This is a genomic window from Shewanella sp. SG41-3 (genome assembly GCF_014164545.1).
Lineage (GTDB): Bacteria > Pseudomonadota > Gammaproteobacteria > Enterobacterales > Shewanellaceae > Shewanella > Shewanella vesiculosa.
Genome location: NZ_JACJFJ010000003.1, coordinates 219,612 through 237,733 on the forward strand (window position 1 = coordinate 219,612; position 18,122 = coordinate 237,733).

The 18,122-nt window shown below is 41.1% G+C and carries 15 protein-coding genes; 7 read left to right on the top strand and 8 right to left on the bottom strand.

The window, feature by feature from the left end; all coding sequences use genetic code 11:
- Nucleotides 1-684: 684 nt before the first annotated feature.
- Together H5164_RS07020 and H5164_RS07025 are read left to right on the top strand one after the other, a co-directional pair.
- The gene (locus tag H5164_RS07020; protein ID WP_182755355.1) at nucleotides 685-1,683 is read left to right on the top strand and encodes an ABC transporter substrate-binding protein; all 999 of its coding nucleotides are present in this window, start codon (nucleotides 685-687) and stop codon (nucleotides 1,681-1,683) included.
- Nucleotides 1,684-1,686: 3 nt separating this feature from the next.
- A complete protein-coding gene (locus H5164_RS07025) occupies nucleotides 1,687-3,015 on the top strand; it encodes a diguanylate cyclase domain-containing protein (RefSeq protein WP_182722370.1) in 1,329 nt (442 codons plus the stop codon).
- On the opposite strand, the gene H5164_RS07030 is transcribed toward H5164_RS07025, so the two are convergent.
- Entirely contained in the window at nucleotides 2,985-3,560 is a 576-nt protein-coding gene (locus H5164_RS07030; protein WP_182755357.1) for a hypothetical protein, read from the bottom strand. The genes H5164_RS07025 and H5164_RS07030 overlap by 31 nt on opposite strands.
- 158 nt (nucleotides 3,561-3,718) lie before the next feature.
- Between H5164_RS07030 and ubiD the strand changes: the two genes are divergently transcribed.
- From ubiD to H5164_RS07050, 4 genes are all read left to right on the top strand, one after another.
- Nucleotides 3,719-5,200 (top strand): 4-hydroxy-3-polyprenylbenzoate decarboxylase, encoded by a 1,482-nt coding sequence (gene ubiD / locus H5164_RS07035; protein ID WP_182696728.1) that lies wholly within the window; start codon nucleotides 3,719-3,721, stop codon nucleotides 5,198-5,200.
- Nucleotides 5,201-5,280: 80 nt separating this feature from the next.
- Nucleotides 5,281-5,979 (top strand): NAD(P)H-flavin reductase, encoded by a 699-nt coding sequence (fre, locus tag H5164_RS07040; RefSeq protein ID WP_124015088.1) that lies wholly within the window; start codon nucleotides 5,281-5,283, stop codon nucleotides 5,977-5,979.
- Nucleotides 5,980-6,204: 225 nt separating this feature from the next.
- Nucleotides 6,205-7,746 carry a PAS domain-containing methyl-accepting chemotaxis protein gene (locus H5164_RS07045; protein ID WP_259396757.1) on the top strand — a complete coding sequence of 514 codons (1,542 nt, stop codon included), beginning with the start codon at nucleotides 6,205-6,207 and terminating at the stop codon, nucleotides 7,744-7,746.
- A gap of 98 nt (nucleotides 7,747-7,844) precedes the next feature.
- The gene (locus H5164_RS07050; RefSeq protein ID WP_182722374.1) at nucleotides 7,845-8,423 is read left to right on the top strand and encodes a nucleoside triphosphate pyrophosphohydrolase family protein; all 579 of its coding nucleotides are present in this window, start codon (nucleotides 7,845-7,847) and stop codon (nucleotides 8,421-8,423) included.
- A 94-nt stretch (nucleotides 8,424-8,517) separates the two neighbouring features.
- Here the strand turns inward: H5164_RS07050 and H5164_RS07055 are convergent, their stop codons facing one another.
- The 4 genes from H5164_RS07055 to uvrD all read right to left on the bottom strand — a co-directional run bounded on the left by H5164_RS07055 (nucleotide 8,518) and on the right by uvrD (nucleotide 13,761).
- The gene (locus H5164_RS07055) at nucleotides 8,518-9,537 is read right to left on the bottom strand and encodes a hypothetical protein (RefSeq protein WP_182741598.1); all 1,020 of its coding nucleotides are present in this window, start codon (nucleotides 9,535-9,537) and stop codon (nucleotides 8,518-8,520) included.
- A gap of 185 nt (nucleotides 9,538-9,722) precedes the next feature.
- The gene (locus H5164_RS07060; RefSeq protein WP_182755361.1) at nucleotides 9,723-10,640 is read right to left on the bottom strand and encodes an alpha/beta hydrolase; all 918 of its coding nucleotides are present in this window, start codon (nucleotides 10,638-10,640) and stop codon (nucleotides 9,723-9,725) included.
- Between the two features lie 33 nt (nucleotides 10,641-10,673).
- Nucleotides 10,674-11,534, bottom strand: a complete 861-nt coding sequence (ubiA, locus tag H5164_RS07065; protein ID WP_124015361.1) for a 4-hydroxybenzoate octaprenyltransferase — start codon at nucleotides 11,532-11,534, stop codon at nucleotides 10,674-10,676.
- 37 nt (nucleotides 11,535-11,571) lie between these two features.
- Nucleotides 11,572-13,761 (bottom strand): DNA helicase II, encoded by a 2,190-nt coding sequence (uvrD, locus tag H5164_RS07070; RefSeq protein ID WP_124015093.1) that lies wholly within the window; start codon nucleotides 13,759-13,761, stop codon nucleotides 11,572-11,574.
- A 448-nt stretch (nucleotides 13,762-14,209) separates the two neighbouring features.
- Between uvrD and H5164_RS07075 the strand changes: the two genes are divergently transcribed.
- On the top strand, nucleotides 14,210-15,088 hold the full coding sequence (locus H5164_RS07075; RefSeq protein ID WP_124015094.1) for a LysR family transcriptional regulator: 879 nt from the start codon (nucleotides 14,210-14,212) through the stop codon (nucleotides 15,086-15,088).
- Between the two features lie 117 nt (nucleotides 15,089-15,205).
- Here the strand turns inward: H5164_RS07075 and H5164_RS07080 are convergent, their stop codons facing one another.
- From H5164_RS07080 to H5164_RS07090, 3 genes are all read right to left on the bottom strand, one after another.
- A complete protein-coding gene (locus tag H5164_RS07080; protein ID WP_124015095.1) occupies nucleotides 15,206-16,144 on the bottom strand; it encodes an SPFH domain-containing protein in 939 nt (312 codons plus the stop codon).
- Nucleotides 16,144-17,073: a slipin family protein gene (locus tag H5164_RS07085; protein WP_182696734.1), complete on the bottom strand. Its 930-nt coding sequence runs from the start codon at nucleotides 17,071-17,073 to the stop codon at nucleotides 16,144-16,146. Before H5164_RS07085 ends, H5164_RS07080 begins: the two co-directional genes overlap by 1 nt.
- 117 nt (nucleotides 17,074-17,190) lie before the next feature.
- Nucleotides 17,191-17,652: an NfeD family protein gene (locus H5164_RS07090; protein ID WP_182755363.1), complete on the bottom strand. Its 462-nt coding sequence runs from the start codon at nucleotides 17,650-17,652 to the stop codon at nucleotides 17,191-17,193.
- Nucleotides 17,653-18,122 lie beyond the last annotated feature (470 nt).

Here is an 18,122-nt window from a genome sequence, read left to right on the forward strand (position 1 = left end):
TGCATCCTTGCCGCTTTATTGTTTCACCGTTAGCCATTAAGGATATTGGCTAACATTACAGTTAAGGCGTTATTGGGTCCCCAGACTCTATTATCCAATAACGTCATTTTTATTCCACCCTGTGGCTGACAAGCTCAAAAGAATAATAATCTCCAACTCAGGGTTGGTTTTACAACAGCAAACATAAAAACAATAACAGACAATGCAAACAAAGGCCCCAAAGCAAAGGATGCAATGGGGCCTTTTCATATAGGATGACCCAGACTTAGCCAAACAAGCTTAAAATAACTTCATAATCATATAAAACGCTAACTTAAAAAACTAATATCATTACAATAACGTGTACTCGATTAGCGATTTATACTGCAGCCTATTACGAACAGAAAATGAGCACTTTGATATAGAATCGGCTAAATATGCTGATTTTAGCTGAGTTGTCTGCCCCATAAATTCATCTTGAATTTAGATGTAATAACTTATTGAATTAAAAAATAAAGATTAAAAAAAGAAAATATTCCCTTACCCGTTCACAACATACCTCTTAATTGTCACTTATCGTTAAAACTAAAAAAGTAAAACTATCGACTGATACGATAAAAAAACGGCTTTTTTTGTCACATTCCCAATCAAATAGTTATAAATTCACTACACTTAGTATCATTAACTCATTATTGAAGTGTCCCTATGGCCAAGGTGTTAAGCATTTGTTTTTTTATCTTTATCATAACCAGCATCATCAGTTGCGAACAGAGAACACATCAATCCACTAAGATTTCACCTACATATAAAGCATCCATTAAAATTGCGGTTTCTAGCACGCCACTTTCGTCGCCTGTTTTTATTGCCAAACAACTTGGTTACTTTGAAGCGAATGGTGTTAACGTTGAATTAGTTAAATACGACAGCGGGGTAAAATGCTTTAACGCCCTTAATGATAAGCAAGTCGATCTGGCTACCGCCTCGGAAACTGTCGTCATGTTTAATAGCTTTAAACAGAGCAACTTTTCAGTATTAACTAGCTTTGTGGAATCAGATAATGATCTTAAATTACTCAGTCTAACGCCACAAAAATATCATCGGCTGAATAACCTGCAGCACGCCAGAATAGGCATAGTCAAAGACAGCGCTAGTGAGTTTTTCTTTGATAGTTTACTGATCATGTACAATAAAACGGCACAGCCTATCACGCGAGTATATTTGCGGTCAGATGAACTTATTCCAGCATTATTAAATAATGAGGTTGATATTATTTCAGCTTGGGAGCCATTAAGTTATTTATTAACACAACAAGTAACCTCAGATACCAGCGTCATTAATAGCCGCGGCCTATATCACTTATCCTTTAACTTAATTGAGCTTAAAGAGACGACGTTATCCACCACCGAAAGGTTGGCTATACTTAAATCAATTAGTGATGCCACTGACTATATCCATACTAACCCAGAACTTGCTCAGCAAAATATTAGTCGTATTTTGAATATCGATCCATCGCAACTCCGTTACTCATGGAATGACTATACTTTTAGATTATCACTCAGCAATGCGCTATTTTCTAACATCCAAACTCAAAGCCAATGGGCTATTGATAATCAACTGGTCGATAAAGAAAACAGTGTCGATTTTAGACAGATTTTCGATCGAAAATTATTTGAAACCTTCATGAGCTTAGAGGCAGGATGGTAAGTTATGATGTTATCTAAGCGTCTTAAACTAACCGCTGCACTTTGCTCATTACTGACATTGATCGTCGGTTTATCGCTGATACAAGCTCACCATTATCAACAACAAATATACCGGCAACTCAATTACTCAATGAAATTGCAAGTCAGCATTGATAGTCTTCGCAGTCAGCTATGGCTTTACCAAGAGTATAGCGATGATCGAGGGCTTTCAGAGCTTAATCTGCGCCAAGCCGAATTGGCCAAAGATCTCTCAGAAGATATTCAGTGGGCGACACAGCAAAAACTCATCATTAGCAACATCAATAGATTAAATACCAATATAAGATCACTGATTAATACTCAACATGACTTCCACAGCAAACAAGTTAATGTGGCATCAACACTGACTGCTGAACGATTATTTAAAGCGAAATACAGCATGATTATTGAAGAAATGACCGAAGAAATGTTTCGGCTTCATCAATTCTCGATAAAAAAAGCGAGTCAAAAACAACAAACATTATTATTAATGGTCGGAATGGTCTTATTTCTGTTAGCGATTATGGTAACAGCTTGGTCTATTATGACACTAATTAGGTTTAAGAAAGGGCTAGCCTCACTCAAGATAGGTATGGAAGCGCTCGCAGCAGGCGATCTCGTCAGTCAAATTAATTCTTTTGATACCGATGAATTATCTGCACTCGCGGATGATTTTAATGAAATGAAACAATCATTAGCCCAAATCACGATAAAAAAAGAAAAATTGAAACAAGAAGTTGATATTCAAACCCGCAAATTGATTGAACAGCAAGATAAGCTTATTTTTTTAGCCGAACATGACGAACTCACGGGGATTTATAATCGCCGCGCATTTATTAAGCAAATTGATGCCGCAATAGCACGTGATTTACGCGGAGAACAGCAAGCTGCATTACTGTTTATAGATCTTAATAAATTTAAAGAGATTAATGATTCTCTGGGTCATAGCATTGGTGACGAAGTGATCATGACCATCGCTAATCGTTTGGTTAATAATCTGCGTACTACTGATATTGTCGGTAGATTGGGAGGCGATGAGTTTATCATTTGGCTCGATATGATCACCGAACCTATCGATATCAAAAACAAAATAAACCAATTATTGAGCAGTATTAAGCAACCCATAACCATCGGCGAGCACACTTTACAAGTTGGGGCGAGTATTGGTATTAGTGTACTGCCTGATGATGGTTTAAACAGTCGTGAACTTATCAGTGCGGCTGATACAGCTATGTATCAAGCTAAGGCTGACCACAGGACTGAATTTTGTTTCTATACTGATGATCATCGAGTATCCGCTTTGGCTACTTCATAGGTTTGAGTATTCCAATCAAAATAATATTCTACCCCTTGCCACTCATAAACAGTGCCATTGTCACGCTGAATCACTTTGGCATTTTCGGGTAAATGATTCAAACCTTGAGCATATTGAATGCTAGTTGTAGTTTGTTGCCGTGGCGCGACTGCAACAGGCTCTAAAACCTCGATAGCTTGTGGCTGGTAGACTGCGTTCAACTGATTTTCATAGGGGTAGCGACTAGGATAATCATTATTTCTCCAAACCGAATTGTATCGCAAGTTATTAGCATTGCTCCAACTAACGCCAATACTCGGTCCCCAATATTGGTTACCTCTCCAGCCTTGATCCCAACCAATCCCCCAACGCCAAGGGTCACGATGTCGATAATGATTATAATGTTGGCGATGGTTATTATGTTGAGAGCCGACAGAATGAGAAACGCGCTGAGAATACTCGTTCGCTAACAGCGGCTGAGCACTGACCAAACTCATCACAGTTAAGGTTACACTTGCACTAAGCCCTAATAACGGCATCAAAACCCACGGTTTGTTCACCCACATAAGTCACCTCCACAATCTGGTTCACAACATCCAGTTTACGCTAAGTATCACTAAAGTCGATATCAACAATATAGGTCTATCAAATGGCTTAACCCTATATTAGAAAAATGCTATAGTGCGCGCCATAGTGGTTTGGATTTGATTTACAGGCGGTAAACATGAGTTTTAAAGATTTACGCAGCTTCATCGATCATTTAGAAGCAAATGGAGAGTTAAAGCGCATTAGCTATCCTGTTGATCCTCATTTAGAGATGACAGAGATTGCTGATCGAGTTTTACGATCAGGTGGCCCCGCGCTGTTATTTGAAAATCCGACCAACCATACCATGCCGGTACTGGTTAACTTATTTGGTACGCCTAAACGTGTTGCTATGGCATTGGGAAAAGATGACCCTTTAGCATTACGTGAAGTCGGTGAATTATTAGCATTCTTAAAAGAACCAGAACCACCGAGTGGCTTTAAAGATGCCATAGCTAAAATACCCATGTTTAGGCAAGCGTTAAATATGCCGCCGAAAACAGTGCGCAATCCACCTTGTCAGCAAGTAGTCAAAAGCGGTGATGATGTCGACTTAACCGCGTTGCCAATCCAGCACTGCTGGCCAGGCGATGTGGCACCATTAGTCACTTGGGGATTAACCATCACCAAAGGGCCGCGACAAAAAAGACAAAATCTAGGTATTTATCGCCAACAGTTATTAAGTAAAAATAAACTGATCATGCGCTGGCTGGACCACCGTGGCGGAGCCCTAGACTTTAAAGACTTTAAACAGCTTCATCCAGGTGAACGTTATCCTGTCGTAGTGGCATTAGGTAGCGATCCTGTGACTATTTTGGGTGCTGTAACCCCAGTACCAGATTCGATGAGTGAATATGCCTTTGCAGGCTTGTTGCGCGGCGAACGTACCGAGGTCTGTAAAGCCATTAGCTGCGATCTTGAAGTACCAGCCACCAGCGAAATTATTCTTGAAGGCTATATCGATCCTGATGAAACCGCAGTAGAAGGTCCATACGGCGATCACACGGGTTACTATAACGAAACAGACTCATTCCCAGTATTCACCGTGACCCATATTACTCACCGTAAAGATGCCATATATCATAGTACCTATACCGGCCGTCCACCAGATGAACCGGCTATGTTAGGCGTGGCATTAAATGAAGTATTTGTTCCTATCCTACGTAAACAATACCCTGAAATTATTGACTTTTATCTGCCGCCTGAAGGCTGCTCTTATCGTATGGCAATCATTTCAATCCGTAAACAATATCCGGGTCATGCCAAGCGTGTCATGATGGGAGCATGGTCATTCCTTCGCCAATTTATGTACACCAAATTTATTGTTGTGGTTGATGAGGATGTCAATTGCCGTAATTGGCAGGATGTTATTTGGGCTATTACCACACGGATGGATCCTACTCGCGATACCATGATGGTGGATAATACCCCTATCGATTACCTTGACTTTGCATCACCCGTTGCCGGTTTAGGATCGAAAATGGGTTTAGATGCCACCAATAAATGGCCAGGCGAAACCACCAGAGAATGGGGTACTCCCATTGTGATGGATGAGACAACAAAACAAAGAATCGACCAAATTTGGGATGATCTCGGCATAGAAGATGTGCCAACATTGTAACCATAGTGATCCGGTTAGGTCGTAAATAGCTATAATTAACTGATTGATAAAAAATTATAAAAGGGTTTAAAGGACGTTAGATGAAAACCATTCGTTGTCAGATTGAAAAAGTCACCCCGTTTAATGACGCTGTATATCAAGTGTTCCTTAAACCCGAAGCAGCCTTTGATTTTAAAGCTGGCCAATACTTATCTGTGGTCATGGGTGAAAAAGACAAACGTCCTTTTTCCATTGCTTCTGCCCCAAATGCTGCCTTAATAGAATTGCATATTGGTGCTGCTGTGAGTGAAAGTTATCCCATGCAAGTCGTTGAACGACTACAAACGGCAAGCCATATTGATATTGAAGCACCTGCTGGCGACGCTTTTTTACGTAGCGAAAGCCACAGACCGCGGATCTTAATTGCGGGTGGTACTGGATTTTCATATATCAAAAGTATCGTTGAAGCACAGATTGCCAACGGCGAAACCATTCAGACTAAATTGTATTGGGGCTGCCGTAACGAAGAAGCCATGTACTATCAAGACATCGCCCGTCAATGGCATGCCGAGCATTCTTGGTTAGAGTTTATTCCAGTAGTAGAACTTGCTGACGGTAACTGGGAAGGTAAAAAAGCCAATTTACTCGAGCAGATTAAGCAGGACTTTGTCAGTTTGAATGGCTACGACATCTACATTGCTGGCCGTTTTGATATGGTTGGCACGGCACGAGAATTGTTCCGTGAGCTTGGGATTGAAGAAGCCCATTTGTATGGTGATGCTTTCGCATTTATAAAATAGGCTTAATTTCAATACCAGCATTTATGCAAAATTGAATCCATAGCTCAATACTAAAACCGACATATATGTCGGTTTTTTTATTGCCAAATTAAATATTTATTTAATCTCTGGTAATGATAATAGCTATTTACTAATATGATCTATATCTTGATATCCACTATAATTGTGAGGAAAGCAGCACAATGACTTTCCCGTTAAAAGTCGAACAATAATGGAAGTATGCCAATGAGACACAAGGACGTAATCGATAAAGAAGTCAGTCTTAATGCTAATGACGAGCTGGTATCAATTACAGACAAACGCGGCATCATTACTTACGCCAATGAGACGTTCATTAAAATCTCAGGGTTCAGTGAGCAAGAACTCGTCACTCATAATCACAATATTGTCAGACATCCCGACATGCCAGCAGAAGCTTTCAAAGAATTATGGGATAAACTCAAAGCTGGTGAATCGTGGCGTGGAATTGTTAAAAATCGCTGTAAAGACGGGAGTTACTATTGGGTTGATGCCTTTGTCTCTCCCCTGTATGAAAAGGGCCAAATTACTGGATACCAATCGGTACGCATTAAAGCAAAGCCTGAATACATTACTAATGCCCAAAAACTTTACAGCCAAATAAAACAAGGAAAAACGGCCAGTTATGTCATGACTAGCCAACATAAACGCTGGTTAGGCGCGTCAATAACCTTGGCTGCAATCATTGGCTGTGGTGTAGTTTTTAATTGGACCATGGCAGCAGTGATCTTCTCTTTAGCACTGGTTAATACACTATTATTTACCAAAGAACTCTTTTCACTGCCGAATAAGATCAACCAATATCAACAACAATATGATTCAGTTAGTCGATTAGTCTATTGTGGTAACGACAGTATTTCAGTATTGGAATTTCAACAGGTTCTGAATCAGGCGAAAATGCAAGGGGTACTTGGTCGCTCACAAGATCAAGGTAACAACTTACATCATATCGCCAATGAACTGGTTCATTCTGCTCAAGAAGCTAATCATAGTATTGAGCAACAAAAAAATAAAATTGATGAAATCGCCAGCGCAATTGAAGCGATGAACTCCTCTGTTGCAGAGATAGCCCAACATGCGATATCGACCTCAGATCATGTAAACAAGGCACAGCAAGTGTGTCTTGAAAGTAGAACGGAAATGCACGCTAACCGTAATAGTATTGAGCGATTAGCGACTTCAGTTTCGGCAGCGGCATCGAATGCGCACTTATTAAATAAAGAAGCAGATAATGTGTCTAATGCCATGCAAGAAATTCAAAGCATTGCTGAGCAAACTAATTTGCTTGCACTTAATGCTGCCATTGAAGCCGCACGTGCTGGCGAGCAGGGGCGTGGATTTGCCGTCGTAGCAGATGAAGTTCGAACCTTATCAAGTAGAACTCAGCTCTCAACAGAGCTCATCTCTAAAAGCGTGCAATCTATGCATGCTATGCTTATTAATTGGACCGACGAAATGCAAGCCAGTAAACTTCAGGCTGATACTTGCGCAAGGGACATAGGATTTGCCTCGACAAAATTTGAAGATATCTATCAAAGCGTGAATGAGATAAACCAGTTTACACAACAAAATACTGTTGCAGCAGAGCAACAAAAACGGGTTACCGCAGAGGTAACCAATAATATCCATACGATTACAGAATTAAGCCACAGTAACTTGGCAAGCTTAAATGTGATTGAAGTTGCTGCATTAAATATTAAAACTCACGCAGATAAAGCCAAAGAACTCCGCCACACTTTCAGAGTATAAAAAAATGATTGCCTACTGCAAAAAACATTAGGCAATTTTTTGTATTCTGCTGATCAATTCTTTAAAATTAGCTTACATTATTTTTCGCAGGTAAGCCCATGCAACTCAGCCAATTAACTCAACCAATTTACGATCACTTATACCGCGATATCTTTGAGTTTCGCAGCACATTTGACTTACCCGTCAACGACGAGACCAGTCTTGATCATAAAGCAGACACTTTGCATACATCACTGATTATCGAAGAAATGACCGAGCTTGCCGAAGCGGATTCTCGTATTGAACAAGCTGATGCTATTGTTGATTCTGTCTACGTGTTAATGGGCCGTTTAGTGCACTTAGGAGCGACTCAGGTAAGCGATCGTTTAGAGATAAGCTATCTTGTCGATTTATTGCTTAACGTGGCTAAGAACCGTGAAATAGACTTTATTAAATGTTGGAATGAAGTGCATTCAAGCAACATGAGCAAAGTGTGCCGCAACCAGCAAGAATTAGCTGAAACCATTGCCCACTATGCCAAACAAGGTGTTGAAATTGTTGGTAGTACTAAAGGTGAGTTTATTATCGCTAAATGCGCTAAAGACGTTGATATGGCCGGTAAAGTGGTTCGTCAAGGTAAGGTATTAAAGTCAGTTTATTACCGCCCGGCTGACTTAACCACATTAGTGCGAGACTAATCGACAAATTAGCTCGTGGGCTTAGTTAGCCAGTACTGATTTACTCACAAAAAAATGCGCTTTCATCAGCGCATTTTTTATGCGTTTTTGAAGATTACTCAGCCACAGTAACTCTACTATTGTTAAGCGCCTGAATGAACCGCTGCGGACTATCCACACTCAAATACACCGTTTTCATGGGTTCAGGTAACTGACCCATACCACCATGATAAATAACCGCACGGTTTAGAGTAATAATGACATTACATTGTCCGCGGCCAATCATAATCGTTTCTGCTTGATCTTTATTTAATTCGATTGATTCTTGATGCGTCACACTGGCTATATCGGTCATGCTTATCACCATAAATCCCCACAAGGAGTTATTGATAACTAGGTTGTCTCGCATAAAATATAAAGAGTAATAGCGTGACAGTCGATGGTTAGCCACGATAGACATCAAGGTATAGGCAATGATGCTTGAGACAATAATCGCCACCCACTCACTCCACGATGCCAGTAATACGTAACTCAGACTCGACGCACCAACACAACCGATAAGCATTAACCACACATGCCAGCGTGTAGCGCTAACAAGATTGATATTGGCAATTACTGGTGGATGATGACGTGAAAACCATGGGATAGAATAAAACCAGTTAGTCGCTTCACTGGCCATAATAAGCGCGATAGTTAAGCTTTTATCATCACCATCTCGATAGGTTTCCACCGCCCCAACTCGAGGATCGCCCTTTAACTTTCGTACCTTAATCAAGCCACGAGCGACGCTGACAATTAAGTACAGTTGGATCACTAATAACACGGCAATAATTGGGTAGCGCAGCCAGGCCACAAACTCAAAGTAATGGGCAATTTCTGCAGGAAAACTTAGCCGTGCAACCAAGCTGCTTAAACTGAAAATAACTATTATTTTCCACAATTTCTGGGCGCCCATTTTAATAATGCAATACCAATAACACAGTGGTAGCAACACAAAATAAAGCGCTGAAATAATACCCAGCATCAACTTGTCAGCATGGCTCGTTAACGACGCTGGGGTTAACTGAACGCCTAAGAAAAAACTGCATAGCATTAACACTAAAAAAACTAACCGGTACTTAACTGTTGCTCTCATTCAATACTCATCCTTGGGTAATCTCAGTTTAATTAATGCTGCGCTGTAGAAATTGATATGGGGGTAAATAAAAATAAAACAAGTTATTAACATATCAGCAAAAATGAATTGTACGCAGATTGATTGCCACAAAAATGGTTACAGGAAATGATTACAGGATATAAAGGATCGACAATGGATCTTAGCTAGATGCTTCGTTTAAACAGCCAAGATAAACCGTGTATTGCCGTGGTTGGAAAAGCCATTGAATGGTCTGCTTCAGGGATGAGCAAAAATTTAAGCTGTAATGTACCTGCTTGAGCAGAAGGGTGAGATTGGAGTAGTTTAAAAAAAGCGCGCGCATCGGTAATCATCTGATGACCATCATGGGTGTAAGGAGGTTTTTCTAATTCGCCAATGCCAATAAACACCTTGGCAGATATTGCTGGCGTTTGCTGGAAACGCTGAGCAAACTGCTGCAATAATTGTTTATTATCAAACCATAGAGATGGGCTACCCAACACGTAATACGCAAATAGCTTTGGCTGTTCTAATAAAATATATGCGCCGAGTAACCCGCCTAACGAATTACCCACAAAGGTGTTTTGTTGGGTGTCGACTCGATAGTTTTTTGCAATAAAGGGCATAACAACCTGGCTGATAAAGGCAACATGGCGCTTAGCCTCGCCAGTAGGTAGTTTCCAACTCGCATCGTGACTTGGGGTATAGTCGCGGATCCGACTCGCCGAACCTTCACTTGGCCTCTGATAGCCAATAGCGACCAAAATAGCTTGCTGCATCATATTGGTGTTCATTGGAAATCGCGTCGCACCAGACACCACTTGCAAGCTATACATAGAATCCGTCATATAGACGACAGGGTAACGATGAGTGCTATTGTGGCGATAATCTTTTGGCAATTTGATCATCACTTGATAGTGGCGATCACCATCTTCAAGCACAAATTGACGGGTACGAGGAATATTAACTAGCGCAGCAGAAGAATGCACATCAGCAGTGTTGTTTGGTAAGCCAGCCAGTACAGCATCATTGTGAGTTGACGCACTGGCGAGGGATAACCAACAACACATTATCGCGACGATTAACCAAACAGTTGTTTTCATGCATCCCTGCCACAAGATAATAAACCACAAACCTTAAATCATATAATCTAGTGCAAGTGCAATAAACACTACCATGCCTGCCCAGTTATTATTTAAAAAGGCTTTAAAACATGGTGCACGTTCACGACCAAAGATTAATCGTTGCTGGTACACACCAAACCCAATGAAGCTGATAATGCCCAAGCCATAAATAACTCCACGATCGGCCACCAGCCCAGCCATAACAAAACACCCTAGGGCAGCAAGTTGAAATATGCCGATAATCTGTCGATCAAAGCGACCAAACAAGATGGCGGTTGATTTAATGCCGACTTTTAAGTCATCGTCACGATCGACTATGGCATACATGGTGTCGTACGCTACCGTCCAACACCAATTCGCCATAAATAACCACCAAGCTTCCACTGGCACTTCACCAAGTTGAGCGGCATAGGCCATCGGAATTGACCAACTCCACACAATGCCTAAAAACATCTGTGGCATGTTGGTCACCCGTTTCATAAACGGATACATCACTGTTAACACAATCCCGACCACAGATAACTGCACGACTAATGGATTGAGTAATAACACTAAGCTAAACGCAAGCAAACCTAAGACTGTAAATAAGCTCAGTGCCTCTTTAACAGACACTTCTCCCGATACTAAAGGACGCATACTGGTGCGCTCAACATGAGCATCTAAATTGCGATCAGCAAAATCATTAATAATGCAGCCATTAGCACGCATAATGACTACGCCAACCACAAAAATCACCAGTACCTTAATATCTGGTAACCCTTGAGCAGCTAACACTAAGGCCATTAAACATGGCCAAAGCAGAAGTAAGGTGCCAATAGGTCTATCAATCCGCATCAGTCGCGCATAAGCATGCAGCTTGTCTTGCAATAACATTGGTTTCATCTCTCCCTGATTTTGCCAGCGAAACACCTTAACAACGCTCTAATTTTGCTAATGACACTAACAGCCATTTACTGCCAAAATCGACAAAATTAACTTGTACACGGCCTTTTTCACCAGAACCTTCAAAGCTAGTCACAACCCCTTCGCCAAACTTAAAGTGCTTCACTTTAGAACCCACTTTATGGCCTGTATCATTAAAACCATGAGGTTTTTTAGTCACAGTAACCGCTGCTGCACGAGCAGGGAAACGCTGACTAATTGATGGCGTGACCTGCGCACGAATGCGAATTTGCTCAACAAATTTCTCAGGAATCTCATTAATGAACCGCGATGGGCTGGCATAATCTTCACGACCGTAAATACGACGAGATTCAGCATAACTGATATACAGTTTTTGCATGGCACGGGTCATTCCGACATAACACAAACGGCGTTCTTCATCTAAACGATCGCCTTCGTCTAATGCCATCTTGCTCGGGAATAATCCTTCTTCAACGCCCGCCATAAACACCATTGGAAACTCAAGTCCTTTAGCAGAATGCAAAGTCATCAACTGAACGGCATCGGTAAAGGCGTCAGCCTGACCTTCGCCAGCTTCTAATGCAGCATGAGACAAAAAGGCATTTAACTCGCCCATGTCTTCAAGCTCTTCAGGCATTTCGAAACTGCGCGCGGCGGTGACTAATTCATTTAAGTTTTCAATTCGCGCTTGGGCTTTCTCGCCTTTTTCAGCCTCGTACATGGTACGCAAGCCAGAACGATCAATCACGCTATCTGCCATGCGGTACAGCAACATATCTGCCGTATCCGTACGCATTGCAATAATCAGTTCCATAAAGCCATTGATGGCATTAGCCGCACGTCCAGCAAGGACCTTTTCTTCAATTAAACTCACACAAGCTTGCCACAGAGTCAGCTCATGCTGTCTTGCGGTTGAGCGGATAATATCCAAAGTACGATCGCCGATACCACGAGCTGGGGTATTCACCACACGCTCAAATGCCGCATCATCATTTTGGTTATTAATCAGACGCATATAGCCCATCGCATCTTTAATTTCTTGGCGCTCGAAAAAGCGTAAACCACCGTAAATACGGTACGCTAACCCTTTGTGTAAAAAAGCCTCTTCTAATACCCGTGATTGCGCATTTGAACGATATAAAATAGCACATTCGCTCAAACTACCGCCTTTGTCATGCCAGTCGCTAATGCGACCAACAATAAACTTGGCTTCATCCATCTCATTAAAGGCGCAATAAACTGAAATCGGCTCACCATCTTTATCTTCGGTCCATAACTCTTTGCCTAGACGGTCAGGGTTATTAGAGATAACCGCGTTAGAAGCATTCAAAATATTCGCGGTTGAACGATAATTTTGCTCTAAACGAATGGTGGTCGCACCGGAAAAATCTTTTAAGAAACGATGTAAGTTTTCTATTTGCGCACCACGCCAGCCGTAAATAGACTGATCGTCATCACCAACTATCATCACATTGGCAGTATTACCGGCTAACACCCGGATCCACGCATATTGAATCGCGTTAGTATCTTGAAACTCATCGACTAAAATATGACGGAAGCGCTCTTGGTAATGGGCCAGTAAGTGTGGCTTATTGAGCCATAATTCGTGAGCACGCAATAAAATCTCAGCAAAGTCGACCAAGCCCGCGCGATCGCAAGACTCTTGGTAAACCTTATAAATATTCAGTAAATTTTGTTCAATCGGAAAACCACCCGCATCAATATGCTTAGGGCGCAAACCTTGGTCTTTTTTACCGTTAATATAGCCTTGGGCCTGACGAGGAGGATATTGCTTCTCATCTAAATTAAGGCTTTTAAGAATACGTTTTAATAAACGCAACTGATCGTCTGAATCGATAATCTGAAAGCTTTGCGGTAAATTGGCATCTTGATAGTGAGTGCGAAGTAAGCGGTGAGCTAAACCGTGGAATGTACCTATCCACATGCGCCCCATATTTGTGCCCACAACCTTTTCAACCCGTTCACGCATTTCTGCCGCGGCTTTATTGGTAAAGGTCACTGCCAAAATAGAATATGGACTTTGTTGTTCTACTTGCATTAACCACGCAATACGATGAGTTAATACACGGGTTTTACCGCTACCGGCACCCGCTAACACCAACATATTTGAAAGTGGCGCGCCGACTGCCTCACGCTGCTTATCGTTTAGGCCGTCTAATAATGATGATACGTCCATTCTTCCTCCCAGAAATCTGCGGGACATTATATCTTAAATAGCGGCTTAATGGCGTGCAATACTTCAGCTATTTTATAACAACAATTCACTGCTCTGGCTGAGATAATCTAGTCAGCGGAGTAATATCAAAGCCACTAAAATCATCGGGTTGTGATGTTTAACTGCGACAATGAGGCCTAAATTGACAAAGTCGTAAGCGAAAATTACTATACAAATAAAGGTGTTAATTAATTTTAGTATTAGCCAATAGCTCTGATAGTTGCTAAAACGCACTAAATAGATGACTAAAAACAGTAGATTGATTTTTTATACTTGTGGTAAATAAGCTGGGTAATTGTGCTTGTTTAGGACCATTTATTTTAAGTAACCTGTTTACTATCCTTGTTAATACTCAAGCCGATTAAAAATGCATTTATTACCCACAGCATGCGCTGTATAGGTTGTCATATTGGATATCAAAGATTTAGAGTTATTCATTGCGGTAGCAAAGTTAGGCAGTTTTTCTAAAGCTGCAAAATCTTTTGATACTCGCAGAGCATTAGTCAGTCGTCGTATTGGGGAAATAGAAAAACAACTCGGGGCACCTTTATTTACCCGCACCACAAGAGTAATGACTTTAACCACCGCGGGTCGGCAATACCTTGCTCAAATCGAACCTTTGGTGAATCAATTAAATCATGCTGGTTATGTGTTCAAACATCGTCATGACGAAGTGCAAGGCAAGTTGCGCATTGGCTTACTGCCGTTTGTCGACAAGCTTATGGATAAATATATCGCTCGTTTCATTCATGCTTATCCGCAAGTGCAATTAGAAGTATTAATTGTCTCCGGTGGCAGCAAAGAGCTCAATCGCTTAGGACTCGATGTGATTATTGATGCTAATGAGGTCAATGGGGCCAACCTTGCGGTTCATAAACTGACAACCTTCGAGCGTAAAATCTATGCTAGCCCAGGTTATTTAGAAAAATCATCACTGATAGAGAATACCGATGACCTGCAATATCACTCTTTATTGGGCTTTAGAGATGCCCATGGCCAACTTGAGCAAACTTGGCATTTTCAACACGCTAATGTGCCCACGCACTACAAAGTTATTTGCAGTGATTTTAACTCCCTGTACCACTTCTGTTTAGCGGGAGCGGGTATCGCATTGTTGCCACATGTGATCGCTGATGAAGCTGTCGAGCTGGGGCAATTGATTAACATTTTACCGCAACACAGCATCGGCTTTGCTGATATCAGCTTGGTATACTCCACCAAAAGCCCTCAATCTTCTGTGGCCAAAGCCTTTTGCGAACATTTGTTTACCGAGATGACAGCGAATTAGAGTACTAAACAACTCACGGTAATATGTAATGAGCCATAAAAAAAGGTTAGCGAATTTGCTAACCTTTTTTGTGTCAATGTTCACTGCCCTGCGATCAACAGCGCTTAACCGAGATCACTATTTCTGATCGTCTTTCAAGCCAATACTGTCCATCCAGTATTCAAAATTCACTAAGTTACCCGGTAACACAATGCGGCTATCAGGTTTGCTTAAGCCATCAAGTTGTCTCATATATTGCTCACCGAGTTGCATCCGCAAAGCACTTTGCCCACCTTCAGATGAAATCACCACAGCTAAGCGCTCAATTGATTCAGCCGTCGCTTTAGCTAACGTCAAAATCTCTTGAGCTTTACCTTCGGCCTCATTGATACGGCGTTGCATTTCACCTTCAGAGCGGTTAATGGTTTCCGCCATCACACCTTCTGAACGGTTAATTTTGCTTTGCTTATCACCTTCACTTTTAGCCAGCAATGCCCGACGCTCACGTTCGGCATTCACCTGCATTTCCATGGCATTTTTAACCGTTTCAGGTGGGGTAATATTTTTAATCTCATAACGGTGAACGCGAATCCCCCACATAGAACCAGCTTCATCGAGCACTTCCACCACTTTAGCTGAAATCACATCACGCTCTTCAAAGGTGCGATCAAGATCTAGGGTTCCGATCACTGAACGTGTTGTTGTTTGGGCTAGCTGAATAGCAGCATAACGGTAATCAGTAATACCATAACTGGCTTTAACGGGATCGGTAACCGAAATATAAATCACCCCATCCACTTCAACATTCACTTCATCACTGGAAAAACACTCTTGCGGCGGTACATCAATGGTTTCTTCCTTTAAGTCGTGGATATAAGCCACTTTATCAAAGAAGGGGATCAGAGCATGGAAGCCTGCATCTAAAGTACTGTGATATTTACCTAAACGCTCAACAATATAAGCTGATTTTGTCGGAACCAGGCAAATAGATTGAAATAATTTCAGCACAAAGATAGCAAAAATAATGCCCCAAATCGCCATCACGATAAGATCGGTATCAATTCCATTAAACGACATTAGCGTGCTCCTTTTTCTGATGAATTGGATACGGCATGAGTCACTTGTTCCATGCCTTCAAAAAAGCCTTCTAACTTAGCCATTTCTGCAGGCACCACTGAGACTTGAGCTTCAGATAAAATCTTACCAACTTGACCAATAAACTGCTCTTTTAACAGCATATTCATTGCATCATTGCCACCATTAACCGTTAAAGATTTACAGATCATCTCCATGCCTTCAGCCTTGGCATTAGCAATAATCGAAATTTCTTGTCCGGTACCTAAAGCCTCATTAATACGTTTCTGTTTTTGACCTTCAGATAAATTAATCGCTTCTTGGCGTTCGCCTTGCGACATATTAATCATTGCCGCTTTTTCAGCATTGGCTAAGGTGATTTCAGCTCGCTTACGACGCTCTGCTTCCATTTGTTTTTCTAGGGTATGAATCACTTTTTGCGAAGGTGAGATATTCTTTATTTCATAGCGTAAGACTTTGATCCCCCAAGGATCGGATGCTTTATCAATTTCACGCACAATCGATTCATTTAAACTGTCACGCTCTGAAAACGTTTGTGTCAATGTCAGCTTACCAATTTCTGAACGCATAGTGGTTTGCGCTAAGTTAACTGCTGCACGGCGATAATTTTCAATACCATAACTGGCAAGCTTACCGTCCATCACCTTAAGGTAGACCAAGCCATCAACCTCTAATTGGGTGTTATCTTTTGAAATACAACTTTGTGGTGGCACATCAAGCACTTCTTCACGCGTGTCGTGTCGATAAGCAACGCGATCGACAAACGGAACAAGAAAATGAAACCCTGGCTCGAGTACGGTACGGAACTTACCTAAACGCTCAATGACATGTACTTCTCGCATTGGCACGATTAACATTAATTTGTACAAAATGAATAATACAAATAAAAAAACAATGGTTAACACAAACATATCTGCTCCCTTTTAATCTGACTTTCCTAGATGACGCTTAATAGCTATCACAGCACTATATTATTAGTTTATTAAATAAAAATGTTGGTTAAGTACAAATCACAATACTCAAAATCACTATACTGAATCAATTATAGGCTCAACAACAAAAGCAATATTATCTCGACAAATAATCCTAACTTTGGTGCCCTTTTTTATCAGAGTACCATCACCTAATGCAGTCCAATTAGAGCCTAAGCAGCTAATTCTACCGGTCTTTTGACCTGGGCCTATGGCTTGCTTTACGATAGCGACCTGATTATAGAGGTCCACTTCTTCGTCGGTATTATCCACATGAGAATCCCCTCCGACCAAACGCTGGGTCACATGACGAAAACTCAATAACAACACCATAGAGGCCATAAACCATAGTGTCAGACTTTGCACCAAGCCTTCGACAATGCCAATAGCCAGTGCTGATGCGACGATAACACAAGCCGCACCCAATAAAATAACAATGCCCCCAGGAATGACAATTTCCGAGAGCATTAATAACAGCCCAAGTACTAGCCAGACTGCAATGGGATTTGAAAGTTCCATATTATCCTCCATACAATGAGAATGACCTTAAATTTACTATAACAGCTTTATGAATCATTGCGACATATTATGTCAAATTAACTTGTTTTATTAAATATGATACGCACCTCATCAACTCAACATTGTCTGCAGATAAACGAAAAACATTAACTTATATAGCTAGTGAATTAAGCCTCAGTGACCAGTATAAAAATGACACGTTACCTTCACCATAACAGTGCAAACATATCATCGCTGTGTGTCACATCATATTGGCAGTGTTATTAAGCATTACATTATTATATTAACCACGAAAACAATGAAATCTGTATATTTGGCTCAGTTTTAATTGTGATTTATCACAATATTGAATATATTGCGCCCCATTGTGCACCAACAGAAATAATAGCTCACAAATTTACACTCAAGCGAGCTACAATTAACTCTAAAATGCTCCATTGTGGCGTACTTGGCCACTTAACTAACCGGAA

Coding starts and splice junctions, on each gene's coding strand:
- H5164_RS07020 (WP_182755355.1), top strand. CDS start 685: ATGGCCAAGGTGTTAAGCATTTGTTTTTTTATCTTTATCATAACCAGC.
- H5164_RS07025 (WP_182722370.1), top strand. CDS start 1,687: ATGATGTTATCTAAGCGTCTTAAACTAACCGCTGCACTTTGCTCATTA.
- H5164_RS07030 (WP_182755357.1), bottom strand. CDS start 3,560: ATGTGGGTGAACAAACCGTGGGTTTTGATGCCGTTATTAGGGCTTAGT.
- ubiD (WP_182696728.1), top strand. CDS start 3,719: ATGAGTTTTAAAGATTTACGCAGCTTCATCGATCATTTAGAAGCAAAT.
- fre (WP_124015088.1), top strand. CDS start 5,281: ATGAAAACCATTCGTTGTCAGATTGAAAAAGTCACCCCGTTTAATGAC.
- H5164_RS07045 (WP_259396757.1), top strand. CDS start 6,205: ATGAGACACAAGGACGTAATCGATAAAGAAGTCAGTCTTAATGCTAAT.
- H5164_RS07050 (WP_182722374.1), top strand. CDS start 7,845: ATGCAACTCAGCCAATTAACTCAACCAATTTACGATCACTTATACCGC.
- H5164_RS07055 (WP_182741598.1), bottom strand. CDS start 9,537: ATGAGAGCAACAGTTAAGTACCGGTTAGTTTTTTTAGTGTTAATGCTA.
- H5164_RS07060 (WP_182755361.1), bottom strand. CDS start 10,640: ATGAAAACAACTGTTTGGTTAATCGTCGCGATAATGTGTTGTTGGTTA.
- ubiA (WP_124015361.1), bottom strand. CDS start 11,534: ATGTTATTGCAAGACAAGCTGCATGCTTATGCGCGACTGATGCGGATT.
- uvrD (WP_124015093.1), bottom strand. CDS start 13,761: ATGGACGTATCATCATTATTAGACGGCCTAAACGATAAGCAGCGTGAG.
- H5164_RS07080 (WP_124015095.1), bottom strand. CDS start 16,144: ATGTCGTTTAATGGAATTGATACCGATCTTATCGTGATGGCGATTTGG.
- H5164_RS07085 (WP_182696734.1), bottom strand. CDS start 17,073: ATGTTTGTGTTAACCATTGTTTTTTTATTTGTATTATTCATTTTGTAC.
- H5164_RS07090 (WP_182755363.1), bottom strand. CDS start 17,652: ATGGAACTTTCAAATCCCATTGCAGTCTGGCTAGTACTTGGGCTGTTA.